Genomic DNA, 26,807 nt, shown 5'->3' with positions numbered 1-26,807 from the left:
ACACTCGCAACTGGACGCCAGCAGGCCCCGTCCGTCTCGGCCCCTCTCCGAACCTCACCCCGGCCGTGCAGGAGTTGAAGCGCATCGGCTGAACCCTCTCACGCGACATCTACCTTGACGCTCACCGCGACTGGCAAAGCTTCTAGCGAATGCCGGCCCAGCACTCACGGATGTTCAGAGAAGCGCCTTCATCGAAAAGTTTCAGAAGGATCCGAAGAACAGAGCAGTCTACAAAGAAGAAGCTGAGGCAGCCCAGGCTCTTGCAGAGTCTCTGGAGCGCAATCATCCCACATTGGGACAAGCGGGAGTTCGGGACCCTGAGGCCCGCAAGGAACTCTATGCATCCCTCAAGACACTCGCGACCTCTCCTGCTTCCGGAAGAGTCACGGACGTCATCGAAAAGCTCTTCAAGGATCCCGAGGTCGCAAAGTCATTCGACGAATTCAAGAATCTCGAAAAAGAAATCCTCCAGCCTGCTGCAACAGGACTCGCTGCGCGCCTCCTCGCAGAGAACGACGGAGACACCAAAGCAGCTTCTAACGCCTACAGAGACAAACTCAAGACCCTCGACGAGACCTTTTCAAACTTTGGCAAGCCACTATTTGACGGCAGAGATGGAGTGACGCAGGCCGCTTCCGCTGCGCTCGAGGACGCCACGAACGGCAAGTATAGCGCCTTGGCGACGCTGGGTGACAACTACGAGAGCATGAGCACCGGGTCGAAGCTTCTAACAGCCGGACTCATCGTCTACGGCGCGAAGGCAGGCGCCGACAAGGCCGCAGAGGGCGAATACCGTGAGGCGACAAAAGAGTTTGCCGCAGCCAGCAAAGGCACTGCAGAGCTTTTAGCAGGCGCGACAAAGAGCCTGGTGGACCTGGGGAAAAATGCCCAACAGAGAGTTGCTTTGCGCTATGGGGCCGCTGCACTAGACGTTGCGGAATTTGCGGCAAAGATTGCCCCTGGAATTGGAGTTGCCGCGAGCGCGGCATCCCTCGGAATCAATGTCGACAAGGCCAAGGGAGGGAATGCGGGCTATGCCCTCGCCGCCGCTGGCGATGTGATTGGTGTTCTCGGAGGCTTAGTCAACTACATCCCAGGGGGCATCGTGCCGGGCGCTATCGCCAGTGGTATAGGGGCCGCCATCAGCGCGGGTGGAGAGTTGCTGGGGAATTTCATCGACCAGAACGACCTCGCCGACGAACGGCAGCGCCTTTTTGCAGGACTCGATCAGCTCTCAAAAAATCTTCGCGAACCTCTTGCCACTGCGGATAGCGCTCGAATCAAGTTTCTCACAACAGACCTAAACCTGAAGCCCGAACAAATCCAGGCGCTTCTCCAGGACAACCCCAAGTTGGCAGATGGCCCCCTGGGCACAGAATCCGAGCTACACACCATCCTCAAACTGACCAAGAATGCAAAACTAACCAGCGACGAAACCTATCGACTGCTCGACGGGGTCTTCAAAGGCGCATCTTCCCTCAGCGAGGACGTCCTCAAACGAAAGGCTGTGCTTGATACCTTCTTCCGGTACGCATATACAATCCCTGCCCAGGACAAGGGCGAACTGAAGAAGCTGTTCGAAGGCGGAGCCAACAACGACAACCTGGATGCCGAGTTCAAGACGCTACTTCTGGGGGCCGCACGCGCCTTGAATTGACATCCGCCCCCCGAAAACAAGGGTCACTCTCTTTCTGCGCAAAGGAAGCTTCCTTTAGAAACCACCTCCCTGTGCCAGCTCGAAACACCGTCTCTCTCCCTGGAATCGACATCAAGAAGTGCCGCGCTGTCGTGGGCATCCTCAATCTAGCGGAAGAGCCATTCAACCGAAGCAGTAGTTGGGACGGCGATAGTCTCTACGACGCCTGCTCCATCTGTTTTCGCTGTGACGCTCGCGAGAATTCACCATCGCAGCGAGGAGACGTTCTCATGACAAGCGCAATGAGGTATGCACCCGGAGTCTGCATTCTATTCTTCGCGGCGGCCTGCGGTCCCATGGTGGAGTCGCACGAGGAGATGGGTCCGGCATCCCACAACGAAGAGACGTCTGAAAGTTACGACATCAATTCAGATGTCAGTGCGACTGCTTGTCCCCTGGGATGCACGACGAATTACATCACATGCCAGATTCGATGTGGAAACAATAACCCGACGTGCAACGCTCAGTGCGCCACCACCTACAGGAGATGTGGATCGACCTGTGTCCCTCTGTCAAAGTGAGCCTTCCCCTCTCTGGTTGCCCAGTTCCAGGGGCTGCCCCTGAGCTCCGAATAGGAGTTCAGGGCGGTAGTCCGAAGTTCAGTTTGGCGAACTGCGCGGCAGGCGGGGTTGCTGGTCGATGCCCTGCCTGCTGAACACGAGGCATGCGCCGACACGAGCTGAGCGATGCACAGTGGAGCCGCATCAAGCCAGTCTTGGGCTCCAGGACTGGTCCTCCCTCGAGAAGAGGAGACCGCAACTTCATCAATGTGATGGTGTGGCGCGTGAAGACGGGTGCAGTGGCGGGACCTGCCAGAGCGGTTCGGCAATTGGAAGACCGTCTACAATCGATTCCACCGTGGGGCGCGAACGGGGCTCACGCGGCCCGTCCACCGGCCGGAAGCCTCGCTTGGACGGCCCCGCCTACGGCCCTCCTCGGCCCCTCTGCTCCCTCCCCCTCAACAGCGCCCCCTTCTCTCTTATCTGCGTTCGTACCCGGCGGGAGCTATCCGCAGTCCGCGCTGCAGTCGTAGGGGGTCTCGGTGGGACCACAAATCCCATTGCCGCAGATGTCGCAGTCCGCCGGGCAGGAGAAAATCTCCTCGTTGTAGCCGCAGACTCCGTCGCCACACGAACCGCAGTCATAGGGGCACGAGGTCGGGTTCTCGAGTGGGCCGCAGGAGGCATCTCCGCACCGGGTGCAGTCCGCGGGGCACGTCAGCTCGCTCTCGAATCCGTTGCAGACGTTGTCGCCGCAGGAGATGGCGCCCGCACGGGCCACGTGCATGTACGTGTTCTCTCCCTCCGAGACCATGGTCAGGGCCAGGTGTCGATACTCAGACCACACGCTGTAGCTGTTCGTGTTCCGGGTGTCCTCGTCGTCGGTGAAGATCTGTCCCTTCGCCGTGCCGAAGGTGAAGCTCTGCGCCGCGAAGACGCCATACTCGAACCCCAGGTCCGGAAGGCTCGGTGCGGGCGTGCTGGCGTTGCCGCCACCATGGAACAAACAGAAGAACATGATCGTATCCCCGGCCGCATTGCCGTTGGGCTGAGTTCGCGTTCCTGTTGTCTCGGTCTTCGTTGTCGAAGAATCGAGAGAAGTACCAGGAACCCGGGGGGCAGATCTCCCCCAGCATCAGCACGGCATAGGCGCTGCGCGTGGTGGGGTGAGTCTCGAGTGGCTTGAACTTCGCCCCATCGACGCGGCAGAACCGGAAGGTGGTGTTGCGCGCTTCATCCAACTGGGTGCTCCCCACCCAGTCCCTCACATAGCTGGCCGCGCAGCTGTCTTCGTTGTCCATGTGCATCCAGAGGGCGGGCGCGGAGCTGGGACAACCCGCGGAGCCCGCGATGACCCCACATCTTGATTGAACAGCGTGGCGACGACGGGCTCGAGCTTGGAGGACAGTGGCTCCTCCGGCGTGGAAATGTCTGTCTGCCCACAACCCCATTGCAAGGTGCACAAGGACCAGACCGCGAGACTCCGAAAGAGACGGTACATGCCTTCCTCCATTGAATGGCTCTTGTCATTCTTTGGAGATTGTCGGTCGGGTCAAGGATTTCCGCGGATTATCTGGCTTTAGGGTGGATGGTTTCGCTGGCGGGGTCCGTGACGTGGCGCGGCGTGCTCGCTTGCTAAAGCTCGACTGCGCCGACGCCGTGACGTCCTGGCGCGTGTTCTTCAATCCCCGACATCCTCCCATCCCGTCGCTCGGCAATTCGAAGACCCGTGCATGGGAGGCCTCGAGGTGCGGCCCTCGATGGCCCTTGATTCGAATCAAGTTCGCTGAATCCTCGAGGCGCATCCCCGCCTTGTCACAATGAAAACGGCGGCCTCCCCTTGGGGAGGCCACCGCTCTCACTGCTTCGGGCTCCGGACTACTGAGCGGTGGTGATGGTGCCCACCTCCACGTTGATTGCCTGCAGCGAGCCGGAGGCTGGCAGCGCGTGTGCCTTGAGGACGTTCAGCGGCACCACGATACCGGCCGGCGTCTCGGCGATGACATCCACGGTCAGCGCCACGGACAGCAGCGCGCCGTCGTACGCGTGCGCCGGAGCGCCCTTCTGGTACACGCCCACGCTCAGCGTGCTGCCCTTCACGCCCGACTTGAGCAGTTGGGGCGCGGCGCCGAGCTCATAGCCACGGTTGGCCACGTACTCGGAGCCGTCCACGGTGGACCACGACGCCGTGGCCGCATCCAGCCCCAGCGTCAGGTCCGCGCCGCGGCCGGACTGGCCCGTGGGGCCCACCAGGTCCAGCACCAGCGTGTTGCCCGAAGACAGACTGGCGTTGCGAACCAGGCGCCAGCCCGCCCCCGTGGGGTCCACGTAGTTCACCGTGCCAGCAACAGGCACGGTGATGACGGAGGAGTCCTTCTTCGACGCATCCGCCACGCTGGTGGCCGTCACGGTGTACGTCCCCGGCCTGTTCGGCGCGGTGTACACACCCGTGCTGCTCACGGTGCCGTTGGCCGAACCGCCCTCGACGGCCCAGGTCACCGCGACGACGGAGGTGCCCGTCACTTCAGCCGTGAGGTTGACGACAGTCGCCTGCCCCACCGTCGCCGTCTTCGGAGTGACGCTCACCTCCACCGTCGGAACGACGATGGCTTCCACGGAGAGGCTGGCCGAGTCGGACTTCGTCGGGTCCGCCACGCTGGTGGCCCTCACGACGAACGTGCCCGCGCGGCGCGGCGCCCGGTACACGCCCGTGCTGCTCACGGTGCCGTTGTCGTCTCCACCCGCCACGGACCACTGCACCGCGACGTTGTTCGTCCCAGTGACCTGCGCGGACAGGGAGAAGGAGCCATCCTGCTCCACCGTGCCCGTCTTCGGAGAGACAGCCACCGCGACCGCCTCGACGACGACAGGCTCCACCGTGATGGAGGCGGAGCCCTTCTTCGTCGGGTCAGCCACGCTGGTGGCCGTCACGGTGAACGTGCCCGTCTTGTTCGGCGCGCGGTACACGCCCGTACTGCTGACGAAGCCGTTCGCGTCGCCACCCTCCACGGACCACTGCACCGCGAGGTTGTTGGTGCCGGTGACCTCGGCCGTGATCTGGACGATGCCATCCCAAGTGGTGGTGCCCGACGAGGGGCTCACCGTCACCGCCACCTCCCCGACGACGACAGGCTCCACCGTGACGGAGGCGGAGCCCTTCTTCGTCGGGTCCGCCACGCTGGTGGCCGTCACGGTGTACGTGCCCGCCGTGTTCGGCGCCGTGTACCGGCCCGTGCTGCTCACGGTGCCGTTCTCGTCGCCACCCTCCACGGACCACTGCACCGCGGTGATGGAGGAACCGGAGACCTCCGCCGTGAGGTCCGTGGCGGTCCCCTGGCCAATGGTCACCACCTCCGGCGTCACCTTCACGATGACCGTCGGAGTCTGGACTGCCTCCACCTTGACGGTGGCCGAGTCCTTCTTCGAGGTGTCCACCGCGTTGGTGGCCACCACGGTGTACGTGCCGGCCTCGGCCGGCGCGGTGTAGACCCCCGAGCTGCTGATGGTGCCGTGGGAGTCGCCTCCCTCCACCGACCAGAGGACGCGCGGGTCCTTCGCGTCCTTCACCGAGGCGTTGAAGGTCGCCTTCTCACCGGCCTTCACCGTGACGTTCTTCGGAGTCACCGTCACCGGCCCCGAGTCGGAGTCGGTGCAGGCCACCAGCGCCCCCATCAGGAGCGGAACAATGAGCTTCATCCACGTTTTCATTGGGGATTACCGTCCGAACTGGCTGACGAAGAGAGTGATGTCGCTGTCGTTCACGGAGTCGACGCCGTCGAGGTTCGTCTCCTCGGAGCCCTGGGTGCCGTAGTCCTGCGCGAGCAGGCCCATGTCCTCTCCGTCCACGACGTTGTCGCCATTGATGTCGCCCGTGTAGACCCGGAAGGTCGCCACGGCCTTCGCCGTCGGTACCACGACGCTCACCGCGGACACGTGGCACAGGCCACGGCCCCCCGGCGCGGCGTAGACGCCGTCCGCGCTGATGGTGCCGCAGATGCGGCCCTCCACCACGGACCAGCTCACCGCCGTGTTCACCGCGTTCGCCACGTTCGCCCGCAGAGCGACCGTTTCACCCACCGGCACCACGTGCGGTGCCACCGCGAACTCCACCGTGACGGGATGCAGCGTGAAGGGGGTGGTCGCCCTGGACCAGTTGCCGTAGGCGTCGTACGCCACCGCCTCGAGGACGTGCTCCCCCGGCGCCAGCGGAATCGGGAACAGCGGCAGCGTGTACGGCTCGGACGTGCTCCTCCCCTTCAGTGCGCCGTCCACGTAGAACTCCACGTAGGTCACGCCCGTGTCGTCGGTGACCTCGGCCCGCATCGTGTAGGTCTCGAACAGGCCCTCCACGCTGGCGGTGATGTGCGGCGCGCCCTGGTCCTGGATGGTGGAGTTGCGCACCTCGAAGCTCACCGTGCGCTCCGTCGTGTTGCCCGCCTTGTCCGTGGCCGTCGCCTTGAACTCATGCGGGCCATTGGACAGGCTCCTCGTGTCGAACGCCGTCGCGTAGACGCCATCGACGTCCGTGAACGAGCTCACCGGAGCGCCGTCCACCAGGAACGCGAGGGTGGACGTCCAAACGTTGTCGCGCACGGAGGCCCGGAGCTGCACCGTCCCGTAGCTGCCCTCGACCGCCGCGAAGAGCGTGGGGCGCTGGATGTCCGCCTGGGTCGAGGTGATCAGGTTGATGTCATCCAGGAAGAACTGGGTGACTTCGTCCGCGATCTGCGGGGCCGCCGTCTGGTCCACGTCAAAGAACAACTGCACCGTCTGGCCCCGGTACGCGGTCAGGTCGAAGCGGTGCTGGATGTACTCCGCGTTGGTGTCATTCACGTTGGAGAGCGTCCTCAGCGTCGCCAACTCGGTGCCGGCGGAATCCCGCACCTTCGCGCTGAAGGTGTGGCGGGCCACGGCGTCGGTGAACGCACCGTTGTAGATGCGCAGCCAGAAGCTGAAGATGGCCGAGGTCGCGGTCGCCGGAATGGCCACGGACTGACGGACGGAGTGCCGCGCCGGACCCGCGTTGGTCCAGAAGACGTACATGCGGCTGCCCGTGTGCGCGAAGGACGCGTTGCTGAAGATGCCCGCCGAGCCCGACAAGGTCGTCGCCCCTGTCCAGCTCGTGGAGGTCTCGAAGCTGGGATTGAGCACGCGCTGGGTGGCGGTGGTGTCCACGTAGAACGTCACCACGGGAGAGTCCCCCGCGTTGGCGCCCGCGTCCGTGGCCCGGGCGACGAGCGTGTGCTCGCCGGCCGTCAACGTGGAGAGATTGACGACCCGGGTGAACGACTTGACCGAGTTGCCCAGGGACACGCCGTCGACGAGGAACTCCACCGCGTTGACGAAGCCGTTGTCGGACACGTCCGCGAAATAGCCCACGCGCGTGCCGGAGAAGACCACGTTGGCCCTCACCCGGGGCGCCTCGGCATCCGCCGCGCGGATGACGCGCAGCGAGAAGTCATCCAACTGGAAGCTGCTGGCGAGCGAGGCGTTCTCGCTGCCCTCCACGAAGATGCGCACCGTCTGGCCCGCGAAGGCCGTCAGGTCCACGCTCTGCTGCACCCAGCCCAGCGTCGCGTCCAGGTTGGACCACGTCGCCACCGTCCCCAGCACCGTGCCGGAGGTGTCGCGCACCTGCAGCGTCAGCGTGTCGCGGACGGCGGTGGTTGTCGTCTCGGCGGTGGTGAGGTTGAGGAAGAACGTCAGCGAGGCCTGGGTGACGCCAGAGGGAATCGTGACGTCCTGCCACAGCCGGTCGACGTGCGTCGTGCCCCAGCCGTTGAGCCACACGTAGCCCTGGCCCGAGTGCGTGCCGGAGGAGACCGGGAAGTTGATGTTCTCCGGCGGGTCCGCCACCCATCCCTGGCCGGCCAGCTCGAAGCCCGGGTCGGTCAGGAGCTGCTCGAAGCTGCTGGAGACGGTGAAGCTCGCCGGAGCGGACGCGGTGGAGTTTCCGGCCGCGTCGTACGCCACAGCCACCAATTGGTGCGAGCCGTTGGACAGCGAGGTGGCGTCCAGCGGCAGTTGGTACGGCTGGGCGGAGACGTTCCCCGTCAGGGCGCCGTCGACGAAGAACTCCACGCGGGCCACGCCGACGTTGTCGTCGGCCTGCGCGTGCAGTTGGAGATCAGGCGCGCTGCCAGAGACGCTCGCGAAGACGGTGGGGGACGTGCGGTCGTCGTACGTTCCGGCGGTGTAGCCCACGTTGATGGCCGCGAAGGCGTTCTGCACCGCGCGGTACTCGTTGGACTGGGAGCCGAAGAGGTCCGCCGCGGCCTGGAGGCTGCTGGTGCGGGCCGACATGTAGTTGGACGACGGGAACAGGTAGACGGTGAGCGCGCGGTACCAGATGGCCGCCGCCTTGTCGTTGCCGATGCCCCTCATGCCCGAGGCCAGGTAGGTGCTGGAGTAGGCGGTGCCGACGGACAGCGGCTGCGCGCCCTGGGACAGGAAGTAGAAGGCACGGTTCATCGGGCCGCTGCTGAAGTGTACGTCGATGTTGCCGAGGCCGGGGTACCAGGCGTCCACGCTCGCGCCGTCCAGCGACGGGCGGAACATGACGCGCAGCGGGATGTCGCTGAGCTGCTCGGCCATGAGCCAGTTGCCGCCGGTGTCACCAATGACGCTGCCGCGGCCGTTGGCCACCCAGAACTCCGTCAGGGTGCCGAAGATGTCCGAGTTGGCCTCGTTGAGGCCGCCGGACTCGCCTTCGTAGATGAGGCCCGCCGTGTGCGAGGTGACGCCGTGGGTCATCTCGTGGCCCGTCACGTCGAGCACGCCCATGGACCGCATGCCGTTGGCGGCCGGGTACGAGCCGTCGCCGTAGCTCATGCAGAAGCAGCCATCACTCCAGAAGGCGTTGTCGTAAAGGTTGCTGGCATGCACCCGGTTGTAGGTGGGCGAGCCGAAGCCGTCCACGCCGTCGCGGCCGAAGATCTTCTTGTAGAAGTCCCACGTCGTCAGCAGGCCGTAGTGCGCGTCGACGGCGGCGGTCTGACCGTTGGTGCTCAGGGTGTTGTTGGCGCCGACGATGTAGTTCTGGCCGTCGCCCCAGGTGTTGTCGGCGTCCGTGTAGAGGGTCAACGTGGGGATGACGCCGTTCTGCACGGCGGCGTGGTTGACGTCATAGGTCCGGATGCCCTCGCCGCCGGCGCGCGTGACGTCGCGCAGCTCGAAGAGGCCCTGGGCGTTCTGGAAGACGTCCAACGGCACGTCACCGCTGTATTGCGAGCGGCCGAGGCCCTTGGCCGCGGCGGTCTGGAGCGAGTTCCACTTCTTCAGCACGTCGCCCGAGTGCGCGTCGATGATGAAGTCCGTGTGCTTGACGCCGTCCTTCGCGTTCTCCAGCTCGGTGTGCACGTGGTACGCGAGCCGGTAACCCATGACCTGCGTGTCGAAGTCCGCCGCGTTCTGCTTCGCGACGGGCTTGCCGGGATAGCGGTTCACGAGCCGCGTCTGGGGGTAGACGATGAGCTCGCTCTTCGGCGCGGCACCGAACTCACCCTTGGGCGCCAGTTCCTGGGTGGCCTTCGTCACCGCGGACTTCGCATCCAGCGTGGGCGTCACGTCCAGGCGGATGCCCTTGCGCAGACCCTCACTGGTGATGCGGAGGTCCCCCACGGACAGTCCCTGGTGGGTGATGGCCAGGGCGCCCCATACGGGTACGCCCTGGTATGTCTGCGCGAACCGCGCGTGCGTCTGACCAAAGCGGTCCGTGCTGGAGCTGGACAGTTGGAAGCCGTCCCGTGAGCCGAGCCCGAGTTGGAGGCTTTGCGCCTTGAGGGTTGACAGGGATTCCGCGACACGGGCGGGTTCCCGGACCTGGAGTTGCGTCAGCGTGAGTGGTGAAACAGGGGTGAGTTTCTCAGCCGCGAGGGATGAGCTCGCCGAGAAAAGACCGGCGAGGAGCAGAGGCCACCGGGGCCACGGCTTGGACATTGAGTTGACTCCACACAGCGTTCGGGGGGACTCCCGCCGTCAGCACCCGTGGTGGCGTGCCGCCGCCGGAAGGATCACACTCAGGGTGGAGGGGCCGGACAGCCTCAGACCTTGGCCCCGTATGATCCACGGTCAGCGCAATTATCCGCCACCATACAGTATCAAAACCCAATGAAACAGAGGGGAGCCCTGATGGACACAAACGGACACAATAACCACACAGCGTCGTGTCCATTTCACTTCGTGTGGTTTTCCTGGAGCAAGACAGAAAGACGCGGAAAGCTGTCAATCGAACGCATCTGTCAGGGATATCTGAACTTGGCGCCGGACGCCAACCGCGGCCCAGACGCTCTTCGCTGTCTAGGATGACCCGCACGCAGTGTTGAAGGCGCGAAGCGTCACAACGCCTTCTTCTGAAATCATGGTTTGATTTGAAAGCGGCGCGAGTGTTGCGCTGACTTGAAGGACGGCCCCACCGGCACTGCCGTATCAATCAAGTCGTCCGTTGCCTTCTCAAGCCCCTCGTTTTTGTATGCTGTCGAGAACTGACCGTCCACCGAGGTCGCTAGTCGGCCCTGCGGGGCTCCCGCATCCGGTAGAGGGCGCCGGCGGCCGCGAGGGCAAAGGCCGCGGTGGCCGCAGCGGCGGGCCAGCCGAAGAGCGAGACGATGGGGCCGGCAATGGCCGTGCCGAGACTCCCGCCAATGAAATAGACGACCATGTAGACGCTGTTGAATCGGGCCGGCTGCAGCGGATCGATGTTCAGGACCCGGCGCTGGTTGGCGACCTGGGCGGCAAACAGGCCTGTGTCGAACAGGGCCAAGGCCAATAGCATCAAGGGAGCGAAGCTCAAGGCGGGCGCCATCGCCAATGTGCATGCGAGGGCCAACGCCAGGCCGGCGAACACGACCGGGCGGCTCCCGAACCTGTCCGCCAGTTGTCCCGCCGCGCGGGTCGCGACGATCCCCGCCACGCCTGCGAGCGAGTAGAGGCCGATGACGGTCGGCGACAGGTTGAGCGGCGGCAAGGCGAGCGCCAGAGACAGACCCATCCAGATCAGGCTGAAGGCAAAGAACCATAAAGCCCCGGACACGGCCGCCGCGCTCAGCTCAGGGGAGGTACACAGCAATCGCGGCATGGCGACCAACGTGGCGAGGTAGGGTTGATCTCGGTGTTGAGTCGCGCCCGGAAGAATGACCCTGCTCCCCGCCGCGCAAACCAGGCAGGCGCCGGCCACGATCACCAGCATGGCGCGCCATCCGATCCCATCGGCCAAACCGCCCCCGACCGCCCGGCCGAGAAGCACGCCTGCCGATATCCCGGCCGTGACGCCTCCCAGCGCACGTCCCCGCGTTTCGGTTGGCGAGTGCTTGCCGGCCAGGGTGCTCATCTGAGCGCCGGTGCTCGCGCAGATCCCCGAGATCAGGAGAGCTGTGCCAAAGGCGTAGACGTTCGTGGCGAGGGCGGCGAGCGCGAGGGACAGGCTCAGGACAGCGAGTTGGACGGACACCAGCTGTCGGGCGGGATGGCGATCCACCAGGGGCACCAGAAGCGCCAAGCCGAACATGTACCCCAGGATGGGCAGGCCCGCCGCGGTGCTCGTCGTCGCGAGCGACGCGCCGAGATCGGCGGCTATGCGGGTTAGCTCCGGCTGGACGACGTAGCTCGTCGACGTGGCCACGCCGGCCGCTGCCGCGAGGAACAGGACGCCTCTTCCACCGAGGCATTCGAAGCGCGAGTCGCCATAAGGGTTCGCTGAGGTCATGCTCGCGACGCTAGGCGCGGCGCCATAATGCGTCTGGCGAGATTCGGGCCTGACCAGAAGCGAGCGCCGTGCGCAGCAGGACGTTCGACTTCGACGTGTTCGCCTGCGTGAGGTGTGGAGGCAGGCTCAAGGGTCTTGGCGTACGTGAATGGGGCCCCCGGGGCAGGCGGGTGCCCCAAGGAAGCTCACGCGGCCTGTCCTCCGGCAGGGAGCTTCTTTCGGGCGGCCCCGTCTACGGCCCTCCTCCGCCCCTCTGCTCCCTCCCTCCACCTCAACTGCGCCCCCTTCCCTCTGATGCGCGTTCGTACCCGGCGGGAGCTATCCGCAGTCCGCGCTGCAGTCGTAGGGGGTCTCGGTGGGACCACAAATCCCATTGCCGCAGATGTCGCAGTCCGCCGGGCAGGAGAAGATCTCCTCGTTGTAGCCGCAGACTCCGTCGCCACACGAACCGCAGTCATAGGGGCACGAGGTCGGGTTCTCGAGTGGGCCGCAGGAGGCATCTCCGCACCGGGTGCAGTCCGCGGGGCACGTCAGCTCGCTCTCGAATCCGTTGCAGACGTTGTCGCCGCAGGAGATGGCGCCGGCACGGGCCACGTGCATGTACGTGTTCTCTCCCTCCGAGACCATGGCCAGGGCCAGGTGTCGATACTCAGACCACACGCTGTAGCTGTTCGTGTTCCGGGTGTCCTCGTCGTCGGTGAAGATCTCTCCCTTCGCCGTGCCGAAGGTGAAGCTCTGCGCGGCGAAGACGCCATACTCGAACCCCAGGTCCGGAAGGCTCGGTGCGGGCGTGCTGGCGTTGCCGCCCCCATGGAACAAACAGAAGAACATGATCGTATCCCCGGCAGCATTGCCGTTGGGCTGGATGCGGCCTGAGTTCGCGTTCCTGTTGTCTCGGTCTTCGTTGTCGAAGAATCGAGAGAAGTACCAGGAACCCGGGGGGCAGATCTCCCCCAGCATCAGCACGGCATAGGCGCTGCGCGTGGTGGGGTGAGTCTCGAGTGGCTTGAACTTCGCCCCATCGACGCGGCAGAACCGGAAGGTGGTGTTGCGCGCTTCATCCAACTGGGTGCTCCCCACCCAATCCCTCAGATAGCTGGCCGCGCGGCTGTCTTCGTTGTCCATGTGCATCCAGAGGGCGGGCGCTGAACTGGGACAACCCGCGGAGCCCGCGAGGACCCCCACATCTTGATTGAACAGCGTGGCGACGGCGGGCTCGAGCTTGGAGGACAGTGGCTCCTCCGGCGTGGAAATGTCTGTCTGCCCACAACCCCATTGCAAGGTGCACAAGGACCAGACCGCGAGACTCCGAAAGAGACGGCGCATGACTCTCCCCCCACTGAATAACTCTTGTCATTCTGTTGAGATTATCGACTGGGTCAACGGCTTCCGCGGATTGTGCAGCATGGACGTCTCGGCCAGGGTAGAGTCCACGGGATGAGCCCATTCAGCGTCACGTCCGTTTCCATCGGGTCCGAATGGGTCGAGGCCGGAGTGAAAGATGGAGGAGACGCTCCGCTCCCCGTCTGGAGGGTGGTCGACTTCGCCAGGGATGCCGGCGAGAGGTACGCCAGCAGCGACGTTCCGTTCTTCTACCTGGTGGGCCCTGGGGGCGCGTCGCGGACGGTCGCCTCGATGGAGTTCGTCCGCGACTACCAACCAGCACCATCTCCTGCCGCGAAGCCGTAGCTCTCGCCGTCAGCACCCATCTGCGCGCCACCGCCACCAGTCGCTCCACTTCCTCGCGTGGGCGGCGGCAGCGGGACGAAGTGCACCTCGTCGTCACCTGGATGCGCGACCATATGGCAGCGGTGGGCTGGAGGCGCGCTCGCTCCGGGCCGTGGACCTGGACCTCGTGTCCGAGGGCTCGGGCCATGTGACGGCCTGCGTCGCGGGAGGCATCGTGAAGGTGTCGCTGGACGCGTCTGGCAGCGTGGACCCGTGGGGCAACTCCTCCCAAGCGCGACATCGATGGGGACGGTGGTGGACAGGTCATCTGGCACTGGCGGCGGTCATACCGTGAGCCACAGCGCCAGGGAGGCGTGCCCCAGGCGCGATGGCCTCGACTCTTGAAATGAGCCCCCCGCACCCCGTCAATGCCAGTGCAGGCAGGTCCCCTGGGACAACCGCGCAACAGGTGTGACACGAACTGCATGCGGAGCTTTTCAGCCTGGTGCAGCCACGCGACAGGGCCGCCACGCCCACGGCACCTATCAGGACGGCGGCGTGCTGGTCCGGCGCGCCTGGGATTGTCGAGTCCGGCGCCCGCCTTCGCCTCGCGCGCCGAGTCCCTCGCCGACAGCGTCAGGCACACCCCGCCGTGGAAGCGCTCCGGGAACGACACAGTCCACACCCGTTCAAGACACTGGGCAGCCGTTCAGGCGCCAGGTCGGATCGTCGTCCAACGTGTGAGGGACTCGATGGGTTCGGTTTCCGCAGCCTCCGCCAGGTGAGGCCCGACACGCTCATCGGGTGGCCTGACACGGGCCAGTCCAAGCCATTCCACCACGCGCTCCCATACCTCGAGCGTGAGCAAGAGTTTGCGCTCGCCACGATGGCCTGGATGCCAGGGAGCCCGTTCAAATGAGTTGAGCCACCCTCAGTCTTTCCATCGCGTCAAACCACACTTGTCCGAAATCGGACTTACGACTAAGAGGGCCGAGGGCCCTGTTGGGGGAACTGGTTCGAGCGCGCGTCAGGGTGAAATCAGCGACCCGTCTCCTCGCGGCCCGCCCTGTCGCGCGCAAAGGAAATCCTTCATGTATCGTTGTATGCAAGCGGTGTTCGCCACGGTCCTGTGTATCCCCCTGGCGTGTGGTTCCCCTGAAGCCAACCACCAGGATGCGCCGCAACAGACAGGGTCGGAGGAAAAGGCTCTCACCGATCCGTACAATCCATTGCCCGAGGGCATTCGCTGGTTTCAAGGGGCCCGCTTCGCCAGCGGAGAAAACGAGACCGCGAGCTATCTCCATCCAGAGGCCCACAGCGGCTACACCAGCACGTTGAATGGCTGCCCCCCGGAATTCGACGACATCGGATACTCCCTCTTTGGCTACAATTTCACCTGGACCATTGCCGGCACGACCGTCGACATGGGCGGCGTCTGCAAGATCAACCATACCTTTCCCACGCAAGGCGCCTACGACGTCCGCCTGACGATCACCCACTCGGAGCTCCTGGGGGGCGGGCCGATTGAGACCGCGCAGTACCAGCGGTTCGTGACGATCCGTGACTACCTCGTCGTCAGCCTGGGTGACTCCTATGGCTCGGGAGAAGGGGCTCCGGACGCCGCGGCGCACTGGGGGGACACCGACACGCATCCGGTCTGGCAGAATGCGCGATGCCATCGCTCCTTCAAGTCTCCGGCGGCGCGGGCCGCGCTGGCCCTGGAGTCGAGCGACCCTCACTCGTCCGTGACCTTCCTGTCGCTGGCGTGCTCCGGTGCGACCATCCAGCGAACGACCTACGAATATGAGAACTGGGGCGGTAATTTCCCCCTGGGAATCTTCGACGGCTTCGCCACCGCCAGCGACGGGCCGCCCCGCGGTTCGGGAATCCTCGGCCCCTACGTGGGCATCGAGGCCCCGGCCTACCAGCACGGCGCCTGGAATCCCGAGCACTACATGCCCTCGCAGCTCAACCGGCTCGTGACGCTGGTGGGCAACCGCCCCATCGACGCGCTCGTCCTCAGCGCCGGCGGCAATGACGTGGGTTTCGGTGACATCCTCCGGTTCTGTGTCGTGCACACGGATTGCCACCAGGGCAACGACGGGCAGGAGCTGCGCTCCAAGGTCGACGTGCTCAAGGCCGCCCTGCCCACGAGCTACGACCTGCTCCAGACGCAACTCAAGCAGGTGGGCCTCGACGTGCGGAGCACGTACCTCATGGAGTATCCGGACTTCGCCCGTGGCAACTCCGGGCAGATCTGCTCCTCCATCCTGGAGGAGACGAACCTCTACGCCGGTGTCGGAGCGGACGTGTCCTACGGGGAGCTGGCGTACCTGGATGGCTATGTCCGGCTGCCCCTGATGAACATGATGCAGGACGCCGCCGAGCGCCATGGCTGGAACTATGTGTCGGGCATCTCCGATGCATTCGCGGGTGTCGGCAGTGGCGTGGGCCACGGGCTGTGCGCCTCTCCCAGCAACCGCTGGGTGAACAACGGCTACGACGCGTCCTCGACGCAGGGGCCGGAGGACAGCGAGGCCGAGACCACGGGCACCGCGCACCCCAACGAGACGGGCTACGCCGTCATGACGGTCTTCCTTCAGGAGAAGATGGACGACACCCTCCCTCCCCTTCCCCGCGTGGGCATCCTGAAGACCCAAGGCGAAGCGCACGTACAAGAGGGTGGCGCCGCCTCCGGTTGGGTCCCTCAGTCCGGTGACATCCAGGCGGTGGCCTTGTCTGGCAGCCGCATCGGCGTGCTGAAGCTCAATGGCGACTTCTACCTGAAGGATGGCGCCCTCACCGCGATGTGGAACCTGGTGACGGGAGACGTGGCCGCCATCGCTTTGTCGGGCGACCGCATCGGCATCATCAAGACAAACGGCGAGGCCTACGTGAAGGAAGGCGCCTGGAACGCCTCCTGGGTCCTGATGAGCGGCGACGTCAAGGCCCTCAGCCTCTCCGGCAAGCGCATCGGCATGCTGAAGCTGAACGGCGATTTCTACCTGAAGGACGGCGCCCTCACCGAGCAGTGGGACCTGGTGACGGGAGACGTGGCCGCCATCGCTTTGTCGGGCAAGCGCATCGGCGTCGTCAAGACGAACACCGAGTCCTATGTGAAGGAAGGCGCCTGGAACGCCATCTGGGTCGCGCTGGGCTCCAACAGCAAGGCCATCGCGCTGACCGAGAACCGCGTGGGCGTGCTGCGGCTCAACGGTGAGTTCTTCCTCAGGGACGGAGCCCTCACCGCGGCCTGGAACCTGGTGACGGGTGACGTCCAGTCCATCTCCCTCGCGGGCAGGCGCATCGGCATCGTCAAGACGGATGGCAATGGGTACGTGAAGGAAGGGGCGTGGACCGGGCTCTGGAACTGGGAGACCACGGCCACCACGCAGCTCGTCCTGGCCACGCCGTAGCTCGAATACCCCCATGAACGGACACATGACACCGAAACGCTTCAGGCCCTCCAACGGGCCCCTTCTCTCCATCCTCCTGTCGCTCTTCGTCTCATTGGTCTCGACCGAGGCACTCGCGCAATGCCCCACGGGTTGGTCGACCTGTGGTTTTCCGCTGGGCGGCGCCTGTTACTTCCCAGGCAGCTCCAATTGCAGCAATGGCACCGTCTGCGGCCTGGGCTCCGAGGAGTGTGGTGGGGCCTGCTATCGCCCCACCCTCGAGACCTGCCTGAACGGCATGTATATCTGCAGCAACGCGTACCTCTGTGGCACCTATTGCATGCGCCGGGGGCAGACGTGCCTGGAGGGCAATCAGGTCTGCCCCACGGCCCAGGCCTGCCGGGGGCAGTGTCTGGAGGAGGGAGGCTACTGTCCCACGGACGGCGCCCGCATCGCGATGTTGAAGCAGGGGGGCCAGCTCTACCTGAAGGAGGGCCCCCTCACGGAGCTGTGGAATACGGTGACCGGGGACGTGGCCTCCGTCGCGCTGGCGGGCAACCGCATTGGCATCGTCAAGACGAACGGCGAGGCCTACGTGAAGGAAGGCACCTGGGACGCGGCCTGGGTCGTCCAGAGCAGCGACATCAAGGCCATTGCCCTCGCGGGCAACCGCATTGGCGTGCTGAAGCAGAATGGCCAGTTCTTCCTGAAGGAAGGCGCGCTCACCGGGTTGTGGAATCTGGTGACCGGGGATGTGGCCTCCATCTCGCTGTCGGGCGACCGCATCGGCATCATCAAGACGAACGGCGAGGCCTTTGTGAAGGAAGGCGCATGGAACGCGGCCTGGGTCCTGATGAGTGGAGACGTCACGGCCCTCGCGCTCGAGGGCGACCGCGTGGGCATGCTGAAGAACAATGGCCAGTTCTTCCTGAAGGAAGGCGCGCTCACCGAGCTGTGGAACATGGTGACGGGTGACGTCCAGGCCATCTCCCTCTCGGGCAACCGCATCGGCGTCCTGAAGACGGACAGCCACGTGTTCGTGAAGGAAGGGGCGTGGGACGGTCCCTGGGAATGGGTCAGCTCGTCCGTGACGGCCTTCCAGCTCTCGGGCACGGGCATCGCGGTGCTCGCGAGCAACGGCGAGCTCTACGTGAAGGAAGGTCCCGCCACCTCGCTCTGGACGATGGAGAGCGGGGACTGCACCGGGTTCGCGATCACGCCTCGCTAGCGCGAGACCCCGGAGCGATTGAACCTGTCACGGAGCGGGCCGGCCTCCAGCGTGAATCGCCGGAGACCGTGCCCGCTTCGTGGCGCGCCGCGCCTGCTGGAGAAAAGAGGCGCCCTGCCCGCGCAAGGGCCTGAGGACACGCGCCGCAGGCGTACCAGGCGCACTCGCGGCAGTAACGCTAGGGTGTGACGGTGAGGACCGCGGAGCCCATGGCCCCGCCCGACTTTGCGCTGATCGTGGCCCTGCCCGGGCTGACGGCCAGGGCGACGCCGGGTGTGCTCCCTGAGGTGCTGATGGGCGCGACGGCGGCATTGTTCGACGCCCACGTCACCACGCTCGTGAGATCGTGGAACGTCCCGTCAGTGAACTCGCCCGTGGCGGTGTATTGACGAGTGGCTCCCACCACAGCCGATGAGGCGATCGTCGGATCGCCCGAGCTCCACGCAACCGTCTCCGTGAGGTCCTCCGTCGACTCGTCGCTGAACGTGCCCGTGGCGAAGTAATGCTGCTTCATGCCCACCGGGATCGTTGCGTTCGCCGGCAGCAGGGCGATCGACACGAGGGTTGCCTCCGTGACCGTGAGAAGCGTCGACCCCTCGATGCCGTTGAACGTCGCGGTGATCGTCGACGTTCCTACCGCGAGTCCCGTGGCGATGCCCGTGTTCGCGATGGAAGCGGAGGTCGGCGTGGCCGACGTCCATGTTGCGAGCGTCGTCAGGTCCTTGGTCGTGTTGTCGGTCATCGTCGCGGTGGCGGTGAACGCTTGCGTGGCGCCAGCGCCAATGCTCGGGCTTCCCGGCGCGACGGCGATTGAGACGACCTCTACTTCGATGACCGTGACCTCGGTGCTCCCAGTGACGGTGCCGAGCGTCGCCGTGATCTTCGAGGTTCCGGCGGCGAGCGACGTGAGCAGCCCGGTCGGGTCGACGGTCGCCACGGTGGACGTCGCCGAGCTCCACACGACCGCGCTCGAGATGTCTTTTGTGCTGCTATCGGCGTAGGTGCCGGTCGCCACGACAGGAGAAGAGCTCCTCGTTGTAGCCGCAGACTCCGTCGCCACACGAACCGCGGTCATAGGGGACTGCGCCCCCTTTCTCTTATGCGCTCACGGCGGCTGCCCCTTCATCGACTCCCTCCCAGCCGCTGTCTCGGGCTCCACGGTTGCCTTGCCCGCACTGGATGGGAACCACGGCGAAAGGCTCGCGGCCTTTCCTGCCTGGCCAGATGCTGGAGCCTCTGTTCCGCCTCGGGCGCGGGGCGCGACGTGTTCGCTGGTGTGCTATGCCCCAGCGCATGGAAATCTTCCGACTTGCGGATACGGTCGAGTTGAACAACGCATGGCTCGTCGGACTGAGCGTGGCATTGTTGCTGCTCGTCCTCTGGGCCGTGCTCGTGGCCTCCAGTGCGCTGCTGTACCAGGGCATCCGGCTGATGGGTGTGAAGGCGCTGGAGCAGATGGCGGACGCTCTTCGCAAGCGCGCCCGGCTGAGCGCCGCCCTCCTGTCCTTCGTTGTGGTCATCATCGGCATCGCCGTGCTGGGCTTCTCCCTGTGGGCGAAGAAGGATCTGGAGCCCTCCTTCAATGCCTTGCTGGCGGGGGTGACGGTGGAGGGGCTGGCGGCCCTGGGGCGCGGAGCGGGCCTGCTGGTGCTCTTGCTGACGGCCTACCTGGTGTTGGATCGGGCGGCACGCCAGCTCCTGATGCGGCTCGAGCGCAGGATGAACGAGTGGCCACTGAGCCCGGAGCCGAAGGCACATGCCCAGAAGGCGATGGAGCAGGGGCCCGGCTTCATCAAGCTGGTGCTGGCCTACTTCGCGGTGGGCATGGCGGTCACCTCGCTGCAACCCCCGGCCGCGCTCGAGTGGCTCGTTGGCACCACCGTCTTCGTGTTGCTGTGCATCAGCGGTGGGCGCCTGGCGGTGTCCTTGCTGCACCTGATGTCGGTTCGGCTGGTCGAGTCCTGGCGGACGAAGAGCACGGCCACGAAGTACGAGGAGTACTTCATGGCCCTCAGCCGGCTGCTACCGGTGGGGCAGCGGAGCCTGGAGGCCATCGTCTATATCTCGGTGGCGACCCTCATCATCCGTCGGTTCCAGGGCCTGGAGTCCTTTGCTCCGTACGGGCCGGTGCTCATCCGCGTCATCGCCCTGTTCTTCGCCGCCAGCGTCGTCGTGGAGTTCGTCCGGCTGCTCATCGCCCGGGCCTTCAAGGTGGACGGTCTCGACCTGGATGACAAGGCCCGGCGGCGCAACACCTTCGTCGCGCTCATCCAGAGAGCCTCCACGTACCTGGTCTATTTCCTGGTGGGGATGATGGTGCTCAGCGACCTGGGTGTGGACCCCACCCCCATCCTCGCTGGCGCCGGCATCGTCGGTCTCACCGTGGGCCTGGGCTCACAGGCCATCGTCACGGACATGGTCAACGGCATCTTCCTGCTCTTCGAGGACCAGATCTTGAACGGCGACTACATCCGCATCAACGATACCGAGGGCGTGGTGGAGGAGATAACGCCTCGTATCACCCGCATTCGCGATCGCTTCGGGCGCCTTCACATCCTCCGCAATGGCGAAGTCAAGAATGTCATCAATTATAGTCGCGGCTGGACGCTGGCGGTCGTGGACATGGCCGTGGCCTATGAGTGCGACTTGAAGAAGGTGCTGGATGTGATTGGAAAGGTCTGCGAGCAGGTGCCCATGCTGTCGGCAGGCAAGGTGTCCGAGATGCCCAAGTTGTTGGGTATCGAGAGCATGGACGAGAGCTGGATGACCATTCGCATTGAAGCCAAGGTGCAGCCAGGGACGCACTTCGACGTGAAGCGACTGCTCAACCGGCTGTTGTTCGACGCCTTCAACGCCAACGGCCTGGAACTTCCCTATCCCAAGTCGGTGCAATACGAGGGGACCACGGTGCTTCCCGCCGCCGCCGCTGCGTCGCCGGAGGAGGAGCCCCAGGCTCTGGCCGCCTCGCTTCGGTAGCGGCAGGCCGGCCGTACCCATCATGGTGCAGGTGTCCTGAGTCCTGCTTCCCTGCTCCGCCAGCACCTGCTGGCCCTCCTCCACCCCCTACCGCTGGAGCCATCCCTTGATGCGCGCCATCACCTTCTACGAGTACGGCTCACCCCAGGTCCTGAAGTGCGAGGAGCGCCCCGTCCCCACGCCGGGCGCAGGCCAGGTCCTCGTGCGCGTGCGGGCCTGCGCGCTCAACGCGGCCGACTGGCACATCCTGCGCGCCGACCCCTTCCTCGCGAGGCTCGCGGTTGGACTCTTCAAGCCCCGGTACAACGTGCTCGGCTGCGACCTGGCCGGCGTGGTCGAGGCCGCGGGTCCCGGCGTCACGCGCTTCAAGGCCGGAGATGAAGTGATGGGCGAGCTGGGCAGCAGCAACTGGGGCGCCTTCGCGGAGTACGTCTGCGCGCCCGAGGGCGTCCTCGCCTCGAAGCCCGCGAGCCTCGGCTTCGAAGAGGCCGCCGCGGCGCCGCTGGCCGGTGTGACGGCGCTGCAGGGGCTGCGTCGCGAGGGTCGCCTCCAGGCGGGCGAGTCCGTGCTGGTGAATGGCGCCTCGGGAGGCGTGGGGACCTTCGCCGTGCAGCTCGCCAAGGCGCTGGGCGCGAAAGTGACGGCGGTGTGCAGCGCCCGCAACCAGGAGCTGGCCCGCTCACTCGGAGCCGACGAGGTCATCGACTACGCGAAGGAGGACTTCACGCGCGGCGGCCAGCGCTACGACGTCATCCTCGCGGCCAACGGCTACCACCCGCTGAGCGCCTACGAGCGCGCGCTCGCGCCCGGCGGCCGCTACGTGATGACGGGCGGGGCGGGAAAGCAGATGGCGGCGGCGCTCCTGCTCGGGCCACTGCGCTCGCTCGGTAGTCGCAAGCGCCTGGGCTACCTGACGATGAAGAGCAACCTGGACGACCTGGAGTACCTGCGCGACCGCCTGGCCGACGGCTCCGTGCGCTCCGTCATCGACCGCACCTACCCGTTCGAGGAGCTGCCCCAGGCCCTCGCGTACCTCGAGGAGGGACACGCCCGCGGCAAGGTCGCCATCCACATGTCCTGAGGAGGTCCCTGCCTCCCATGACGGCGCCTCCTTCCGTCCCCGCGGAGCGCGGCCCGCCGCGTCGACGCCCTGACCTCCTCCCTCCGGTTGGGATTCGAGCGCAGGGCGAGCAACCGCACGCGAGTCATCCCGGCTTCGCACCGCGGTACCCTGCACATCCGCGCGAGGCGCTGCCCGGAGGCTCAGGAGAAGGGGAAGCAAACGCAGACATCGCCAGAGCATCGACCATAGGCGAAGCCCGCCTCGATGCACTCATTGACGCAATTGCCAGAACAATAGGACAGCGGCTCCGCGGGCGCTGCGACCGCCAGCGTGGCTCCGAACGACACAGCCGCCCCCGTGACAACGGCAAGCAATACCTGAACAGCCTTCTTCGCGGAACAGAGCATCGTCCCCTCCCAGGTTGGTATGACAGCGGCTTCCAACTCGCTCACGGCTGAAGCGCCTCAAAGCATAGCAGGTCGTCCAGGTCCTCTGTTCCGCATCTCAGGTGACGACTCCGTCCCACCTGCCAACGGCGACATCCACACACACCAGGTCGACGCACCGCACCACGGCCCGAGCCTGGAGGACAGCTCGGTGCCGCGTTGAATCACGAGCGGCGGCTCGTCACGTCAGGAGCTCAGAAGCGGCTCCCCAGCCCCAACGCCATTCCACCCTGAGACACCGCCACCGACGGAAGCACGCTGACCTCCGACGGCGCTGGTGTCGCGCTATTGGCGGCATGAGACAGCTCATACCCAATGAAGGACCCCATGATGCGGCCCGCCAGGGCGGCGGTAGCGGCGATTGGGAGACGATCGCCCTCGTTGAGGCTCAAGAGGCGCCAACAGGCCCAGGCTCCCGCCACACACCTGATGGGGGCGCGGCCTGGGCAGGCGGGTGCCCCGTCGAGACCCTCGCCGCATCGAGGCAGGGGGCACAGGGGCCGGAGGTGGTGCCCCAACAAGGAGGGTGTCGACAGCGCGGAGGAGAGTCGTTACAAAACCGCCCGTCGATGCACGAGTCCCTTTCCGCCACCCAGGCGAGCATTGCCAACCCGAATGCTGTCATCCGAATTGTTCGAGGCCATCGTCCAGCATGATCTGGAGCGTGTTCGTGCGCTGCTGGTTCGCGGTGCAGACCCCAACCTGCCCAGGGAAGATGGCTGGCGACCCCTGCATGTCGCCATCGGCCAGATGGGCGTTGGGGGAACGATTGCCTTCATCAAGCTGTTGATCGAGCACGGTGCGGACGTCAACGAATGGGATGCCCATCATCACGAGACGCCGCTCCTCAGCGCCATGGAACCTCCGGAGCTGGAGGTCGCACGGGTGCTTCTCGAAGCAGGCGCGGATCCGAACGTCCGCAGATCAACGCATGAGTCACCTTTGCAACTGGCCGTAGAACATGAACATCCGGAGCTCACCGCGCTGCTCCTGCGCCATGGTGCTGGACGAACGATGGACGAGTGGGGAGGACTTCGCGGATTGACGCCGCTCGGCATGGCCGCTCGTAAGTTCAACGTTCCCATCATCGAGCTTTTGATGGCGGAGGGGGCGGATCCGCAGGCGGTTGATGAGTACAACGAAACCGCGCTCGCCAAACTGCCACCTCGTGAAGAGCACGATCCGCGAACGTGGGACAGGATCCTTGAACTTCTTGGACGCCGACGGTCGTGACGCAGGTACGTGAGGTTCAGACGGAGAGGGACGCTTTCGTCCTCTCCGTACGCTGGGGCGCCCGCTCAGGGCCGCGCCTCGCCGGCCAGCGCCGCGCGGTGAATGGCCACCCAGAAGTCGGCGGCCCGCCGGGCCCCTTCGAGCAGCGGCTCCGGGTGCCCGGCCCCCAGCGCCGCGCAGAGCGCCTGGGCCCGCGCGCCGTGCTCCAGGTCCACGTCGAGGTGGACGAGGATGAAGCGCGTCTTCGTCCGCTCCAGCCCGAGCCGCCCCAGCCCCTGGCGGGCCTCGCCTCCCAGGTGCCGCGCCACGCCCTCCAGCACGCGCAACGCGCCCAGGAAGGCGAGCTGCCGCTCCGGCCCGATTTCCTCCCAGAAGGCGTGGAAGTCGGCCACCTCGCGAGGCGTGTCGGACGAGGGCTCGCGCCCGAAGGCCGCGAGGTCCGCCTTGGCCAGCAGGTAGTGCGACTGCTCGTCCCCCGCCAGCTCCGCGAAGAAGGCCTTCAGCTCGGGGAGCGTGGCGCGCTCGGCCGCGAGCCGCAGCCGGTCTCCGCTGCGCCGCGTGTAGTGGTACATCATGTCGAGGAACGCCACGTAGCGCTCTGGCGTCACCGCCGGCAGCCAGCTCGCGACCTGCCGCGCCATCCCGACGGTGAGCGCCTCCAACTGCTCCTCAATCGACGACATCCTCAGTCCCTCCGGTCCGAAAGCAGCGCGCCCAACGTCCGCCGGGCATGCGCGAGGTGCGGCGCCGCCCGCTCACGGGGCAGCTCGTCCAGGCGCACCACGCCCGCGTCGAGGAACCCCTCCCCTCCGAGTCCCCGTCCACAGGCGGTGGGCACCGCGCGCAAATCCACCGGCTGGAGCACGCCGCGCGCGTCCCGGGCGAGCGCGAGCTTCAGCACGGCCCCCGTCTGGCACGCCAGCGTGGGCATGATGCTCAGGAAGTTGCCCAGCGAGTACGCGATGAGCCCCATCCGCGCGGGCCCTCCCCGGCGCACCTGCGTGGGGCACGTGGCGTCCGCGCCATCGATGGACACCCACTCCACCGGCTGGAGGACATGCGGCGAGGAGCCCAGGACGAGGTCCGCCCCGCGCTCGATGAGCCGCCAGGCGTGCTCGCGCTGGAGGGCCTCGGGCCAGTACTCGTACTCGAAGCCCCAGTGCGGCATCAGCACCACCAGGTCCGGCCCCACCGCGCGAGCGGCGTCGATGAGCGCGCCCAGCCGCGCCCAGTCCGGCGCGTGGAGGGGGCTGCCCAGCCGCGTCACCGGCACCCCGGCGGGCGGCGCCCCCACCAGGTGGTTGATGTCATACGTCACGGCGGCGATGCCCATCCGCACCCCGTCCACCTCCAGGGCGGCCACCGCGTCCTCCGGCTGGGGGCCTCCCACGCAGCGGTGCTGGGAGGAGGCCAGCACCGTCCCCCGGGTCCGCGAAAGCCCTTCGGCGCCCTGGTCGAGCGCGTGGTTGTTGCAGAGGGAGAAGACGCGGTGGCGCGCCGTGCCCTCCCAGGCCGCGAGGTAGTCCGGCGGGGCGTTGTAGTGGAGCGTCTCGTAGACGAGCCGGGGCACGGGCCGCGCCGGGTCCACCGGCGTCTCTAGATTCGCGAAGGCCACCGCGTCCCCCGCCATCACCTCCCGGACGCCGGGAGACAGGGCGCGGTGGAAGCCGCTGCGAATCCACATCATGTCGCCCACGGCGCTCAGCCGGAGCTCCGGCGCCCCCGCGTGCCGCCAGCTCCCCGAGGCGAGGTGCCGGGAGACTCGCGCGAAGTGCTCCCCGGTTTCGGCCGAGCGCGGCTCCGGCAGGTGCAGGAGGCTCTTGGTGAGGTAGCGCAGGTTGAGGTCCCACCGGGACAGCGGCCAGCGGCCGTCCTCGTAGCGGATGTCCGCGTACAGCCGGCGCAGGGCGTTCATGGGCGCTTTCGCTCCAGGGTGACGAGTCGCACGTCCTCCTCCACCACCATGGGGCCGGCCAGGAGGGCCCGCCACATGACGTGGAGGTAGCTGTCGAAGACGGGGGCCCCGCGCGCGAGCAACTCCGGGCGCAGGCGCGCGTGCAGCCGCGCGAGGTTGTAGCCGGGCACCCGCGGGTAGAGGTGGTGGTCCAGGTGGTGGTTGAGGCCGTTCCACAGGAAGGTGACGAGCCGGGTGCCGCGCACCGTCGTCGCGGTGTGGAAGCGGTCGCCGCGCCAGACGTTGGCGTGGTGGTCGGAGATGGACTTGAGCCCGTTGAGGGGGCTGGCGAAGAGCACCGGCAGCAGCCAGCACTCCACCGCGCCCCCGAGGAGCCCGTGGCCCGCCAGGAGCCAGAAGAGCAGCGCGTAGAAGGCCCCGTAGCCGAGCAGCACCAGCGCATGGCGGCGCAGGCGGGCGGCGTCGAAGTGCTGCACCGGGTAGAGGACGTTGAAGTAGACGAGGCTGAGCGGCAGGCCCAGCAGCACGGTGGCGTAGAAGAGTGCCCACAGCCCGGGCGAGCGGCGGCCGGCGTTGTAGGCGTCAGGGTCCTTCTCGGTGCGGTTCCAGCGGTGGTGCGCGAGGTGGTCGTGCCGCATCGGCTCGTAGGCGATGCCCACGAGCAGGCTGAGCCCGTTGCCGAAGAGGCGGTTCTGCCAGGGCCGCGGGAAGAGGGTGTCGTGCCACGCGTCGTGGTCCAGCTGGATGAGCCCCATGACGCCCTGGGCCGCCAGCAGCCACAGGGGCAGCTTCAGCCAGAAGCCGCTGACGTGCGCGAGCCCCACGCCTGCCAGCCCCCACACGCCCAGGTGGAGGGCCGCCATGCCCAGGGCCCGCGCGGGGCGGATGCGCAAGAGCTCCACCAACTCGTCGCGAGAGGGGCCCGGCCCGGCGGGGGCAGCGGGTGAAGTTGAGACGGGGGCGAGGGCGGGCTGCATGGGGCCT

At 66.2% G+C, this 26,807-nt stretch carries 16 protein-coding genes; 7 read left to right on the top strand and 9 right to left on the bottom strand.

The annotated features are described in order from the left end of the window. Positions 1-292: 292 nt before the first annotated feature. Entirely contained in the window at positions 293-1,657 is a 1,365-nt protein-coding gene (locus HUA78_RS30550) for a hypothetical protein (RefSeq protein ID WP_174477763.1), read from the top strand. A gap of 1,044 nt (positions 1,658-2,701) precedes the next feature. Here the strand turns inward: HUA78_RS30550 and HUA78_RS46765 are convergent. From HUA78_RS46765 to HUA78_RS30525, 5 genes are all read right to left on the bottom strand, one after another. Continuing rightward, positions 2,702-3,214 carry a hypothetical protein gene (locus tag HUA78_RS46765; RefSeq protein WP_254623970.1) on the bottom strand — a complete coding sequence of 171 codons (513 nt, stop codon included), beginning with the start codon at positions 3,212-3,214 and terminating at the stop codon, positions 2,702-2,704. 860 nt (positions 3,215-4,074) lie between these two features. Then, positions 4,075-5,892 carry a hypothetical protein gene (locus HUA78_RS30540; RefSeq protein WP_174477762.1) on the bottom strand — a complete coding sequence of 606 codons (1,818 nt, stop codon included), beginning with the start codon at positions 5,890-5,892 and terminating at the stop codon, positions 4,075-4,077. 18 nt (positions 5,893-5,910) lie between these two features. Beyond that, positions 5,911-10,134 (bottom strand): M4 family metallopeptidase, encoded by a 4,224-nt coding sequence (locus HUA78_RS30535; protein WP_174477761.1) that lies wholly within the window; start codon positions 10,132-10,134, stop codon positions 5,911-5,913. A 565-nt stretch (positions 10,135-10,699) separates the two neighbouring features. Further along, complete coding sequence (locus tag HUA78_RS30530; protein WP_174477760.1) at positions 10,700-11,899, bottom strand: MFS transporter; 1,200 nt, start codon at positions 11,897-11,899, stop codon at positions 10,700-10,702. 318 nt (positions 11,900-12,217) lie between these two features. After that, on the bottom strand, positions 12,218-13,024 hold the full coding sequence (locus HUA78_RS30525) for a hypothetical protein (RefSeq protein WP_174477759.1): 807 nt from the start codon (positions 13,022-13,024) through the stop codon (positions 12,218-12,220). A gap of 715 nt (positions 13,025-13,739) precedes the next feature. Here HUA78_RS30525 and HUA78_RS30520 point away from each other — a divergent pair. From HUA78_RS30520 to HUA78_RS30510, 3 genes are all read left to right on the top strand, one after another. After that, on the top strand, positions 13,740-13,922 hold the full coding sequence (locus HUA78_RS30520; RefSeq protein WP_174477758.1) for a hypothetical protein: 183 nt from the start codon (positions 13,740-13,742) through the stop codon (positions 13,920-13,922). Positions 13,923-14,796: 874 nt separating this feature from the next. Further along, complete coding sequence (locus tag HUA78_RS30515; protein ID WP_174477757.1) at positions 14,797-16,983, top strand: hypothetical protein; 2,187 nt, start codon at positions 14,797-14,799, stop codon at positions 16,981-16,983. 25 nt (positions 16,984-17,008) lie between these two features. After that, positions 17,009-18,190, top strand: a complete 1,182-nt coding sequence (locus HUA78_RS30510; RefSeq protein ID WP_174477756.1) for a hypothetical protein — start codon at positions 17,009-17,011, stop codon at positions 18,188-18,190. Positions 18,191-18,368: 178 nt separating this feature from the next. On the opposite strand, the gene HUA78_RS30505 is transcribed toward HUA78_RS30510, so the two are convergent. Beyond that, positions 18,369-19,265: an Ig-like domain-containing protein gene (locus tag HUA78_RS30505; RefSeq protein WP_174477755.1), complete on the bottom strand. Its 897-nt coding sequence runs from the start codon at positions 19,263-19,265 to the stop codon at positions 18,369-18,371. 218 nt (positions 19,266-19,483) lie between these two features. Here HUA78_RS30505 and HUA78_RS30500 point away from each other — a divergent pair, with 218 nt between their 5' ends. The 3 genes from HUA78_RS30500 to HUA78_RS30490 all read left to right on the top strand — a co-directional run bounded on the left by HUA78_RS30500 (position 19,484) and on the right by HUA78_RS30490 (position 23,908). Continuing rightward, positions 19,484-21,166: a mechanosensitive ion channel family protein gene (locus tag HUA78_RS30500; RefSeq protein WP_174477754.1), complete on the top strand. Its 1,683-nt coding sequence runs from the start codon at positions 19,484-19,486 to the stop codon at positions 21,164-21,166. 109 nt (positions 21,167-21,275) lie between these two features. Continuing rightward, positions 21,276-22,247: an NAD(P)-dependent alcohol dehydrogenase gene (locus HUA78_RS30495; protein WP_174477768.1), complete on the top strand. Its 972-nt coding sequence runs from the start codon at positions 21,276-21,278 to the stop codon at positions 22,245-22,247. A 1,043-nt stretch (positions 22,248-23,290) separates the two neighbouring features. Beyond that, positions 23,291-23,908: an ankyrin repeat domain-containing protein gene (locus HUA78_RS30490; RefSeq protein WP_174477753.1), complete on the top strand. Its 618-nt coding sequence runs from the start codon at positions 23,291-23,293 to the stop codon at positions 23,906-23,908. A 65-nt stretch (positions 23,909-23,973) separates the two neighbouring features. On the opposite strand, the gene HUA78_RS30485 is transcribed toward HUA78_RS30490, so the two are convergent. The 3 genes from HUA78_RS30485 to HUA78_RS30475 are packed head-to-tail and all read right to left on the bottom strand — an operon-like array spanning position 23,974 to position 26,800. Then, positions 23,974-24,591 (bottom strand): iron-containing redox enzyme family protein, encoded by a 618-nt coding sequence (locus tag HUA78_RS30485; RefSeq protein ID WP_174477752.1) that lies wholly within the window; start codon positions 24,589-24,591, stop codon positions 23,974-23,976. 2 nt (positions 24,592-24,593) lie between these two features. Beyond that, positions 24,594-25,823, bottom strand: a complete 1,230-nt coding sequence (locus tag HUA78_RS30480) for a CapA family protein (protein ID WP_174477751.1) — start codon at positions 25,821-25,823, stop codon at positions 24,594-24,596. Next, positions 25,820-26,800 carry a fatty acid desaturase gene (locus HUA78_RS30475; protein WP_174477750.1) on the bottom strand — a complete coding sequence of 327 codons (981 nt, stop codon included), beginning with the start codon at positions 26,798-26,800 and terminating at the stop codon, positions 25,820-25,822. Before HUA78_RS30475 ends, HUA78_RS30480 begins: the two co-directional genes overlap by 4 nt. Between the last annotated feature and the right edge of the window lie 7 nt (positions 26,801-26,807).

It is taken from the genome of Myxococcus sp. CA033, from assembly GCF_013336625.1.
Lineage (GTDB): Bacteria > Myxococcota > Myxococcia > Myxococcales > Myxococcaceae > Myxococcus > Myxococcus llanfairpwllgwyngyllgogerychwyrndrobwllllantysiliogogogochensis.
This window is presented reverse-complemented; position numbering and strand designations above follow the sequence as displayed.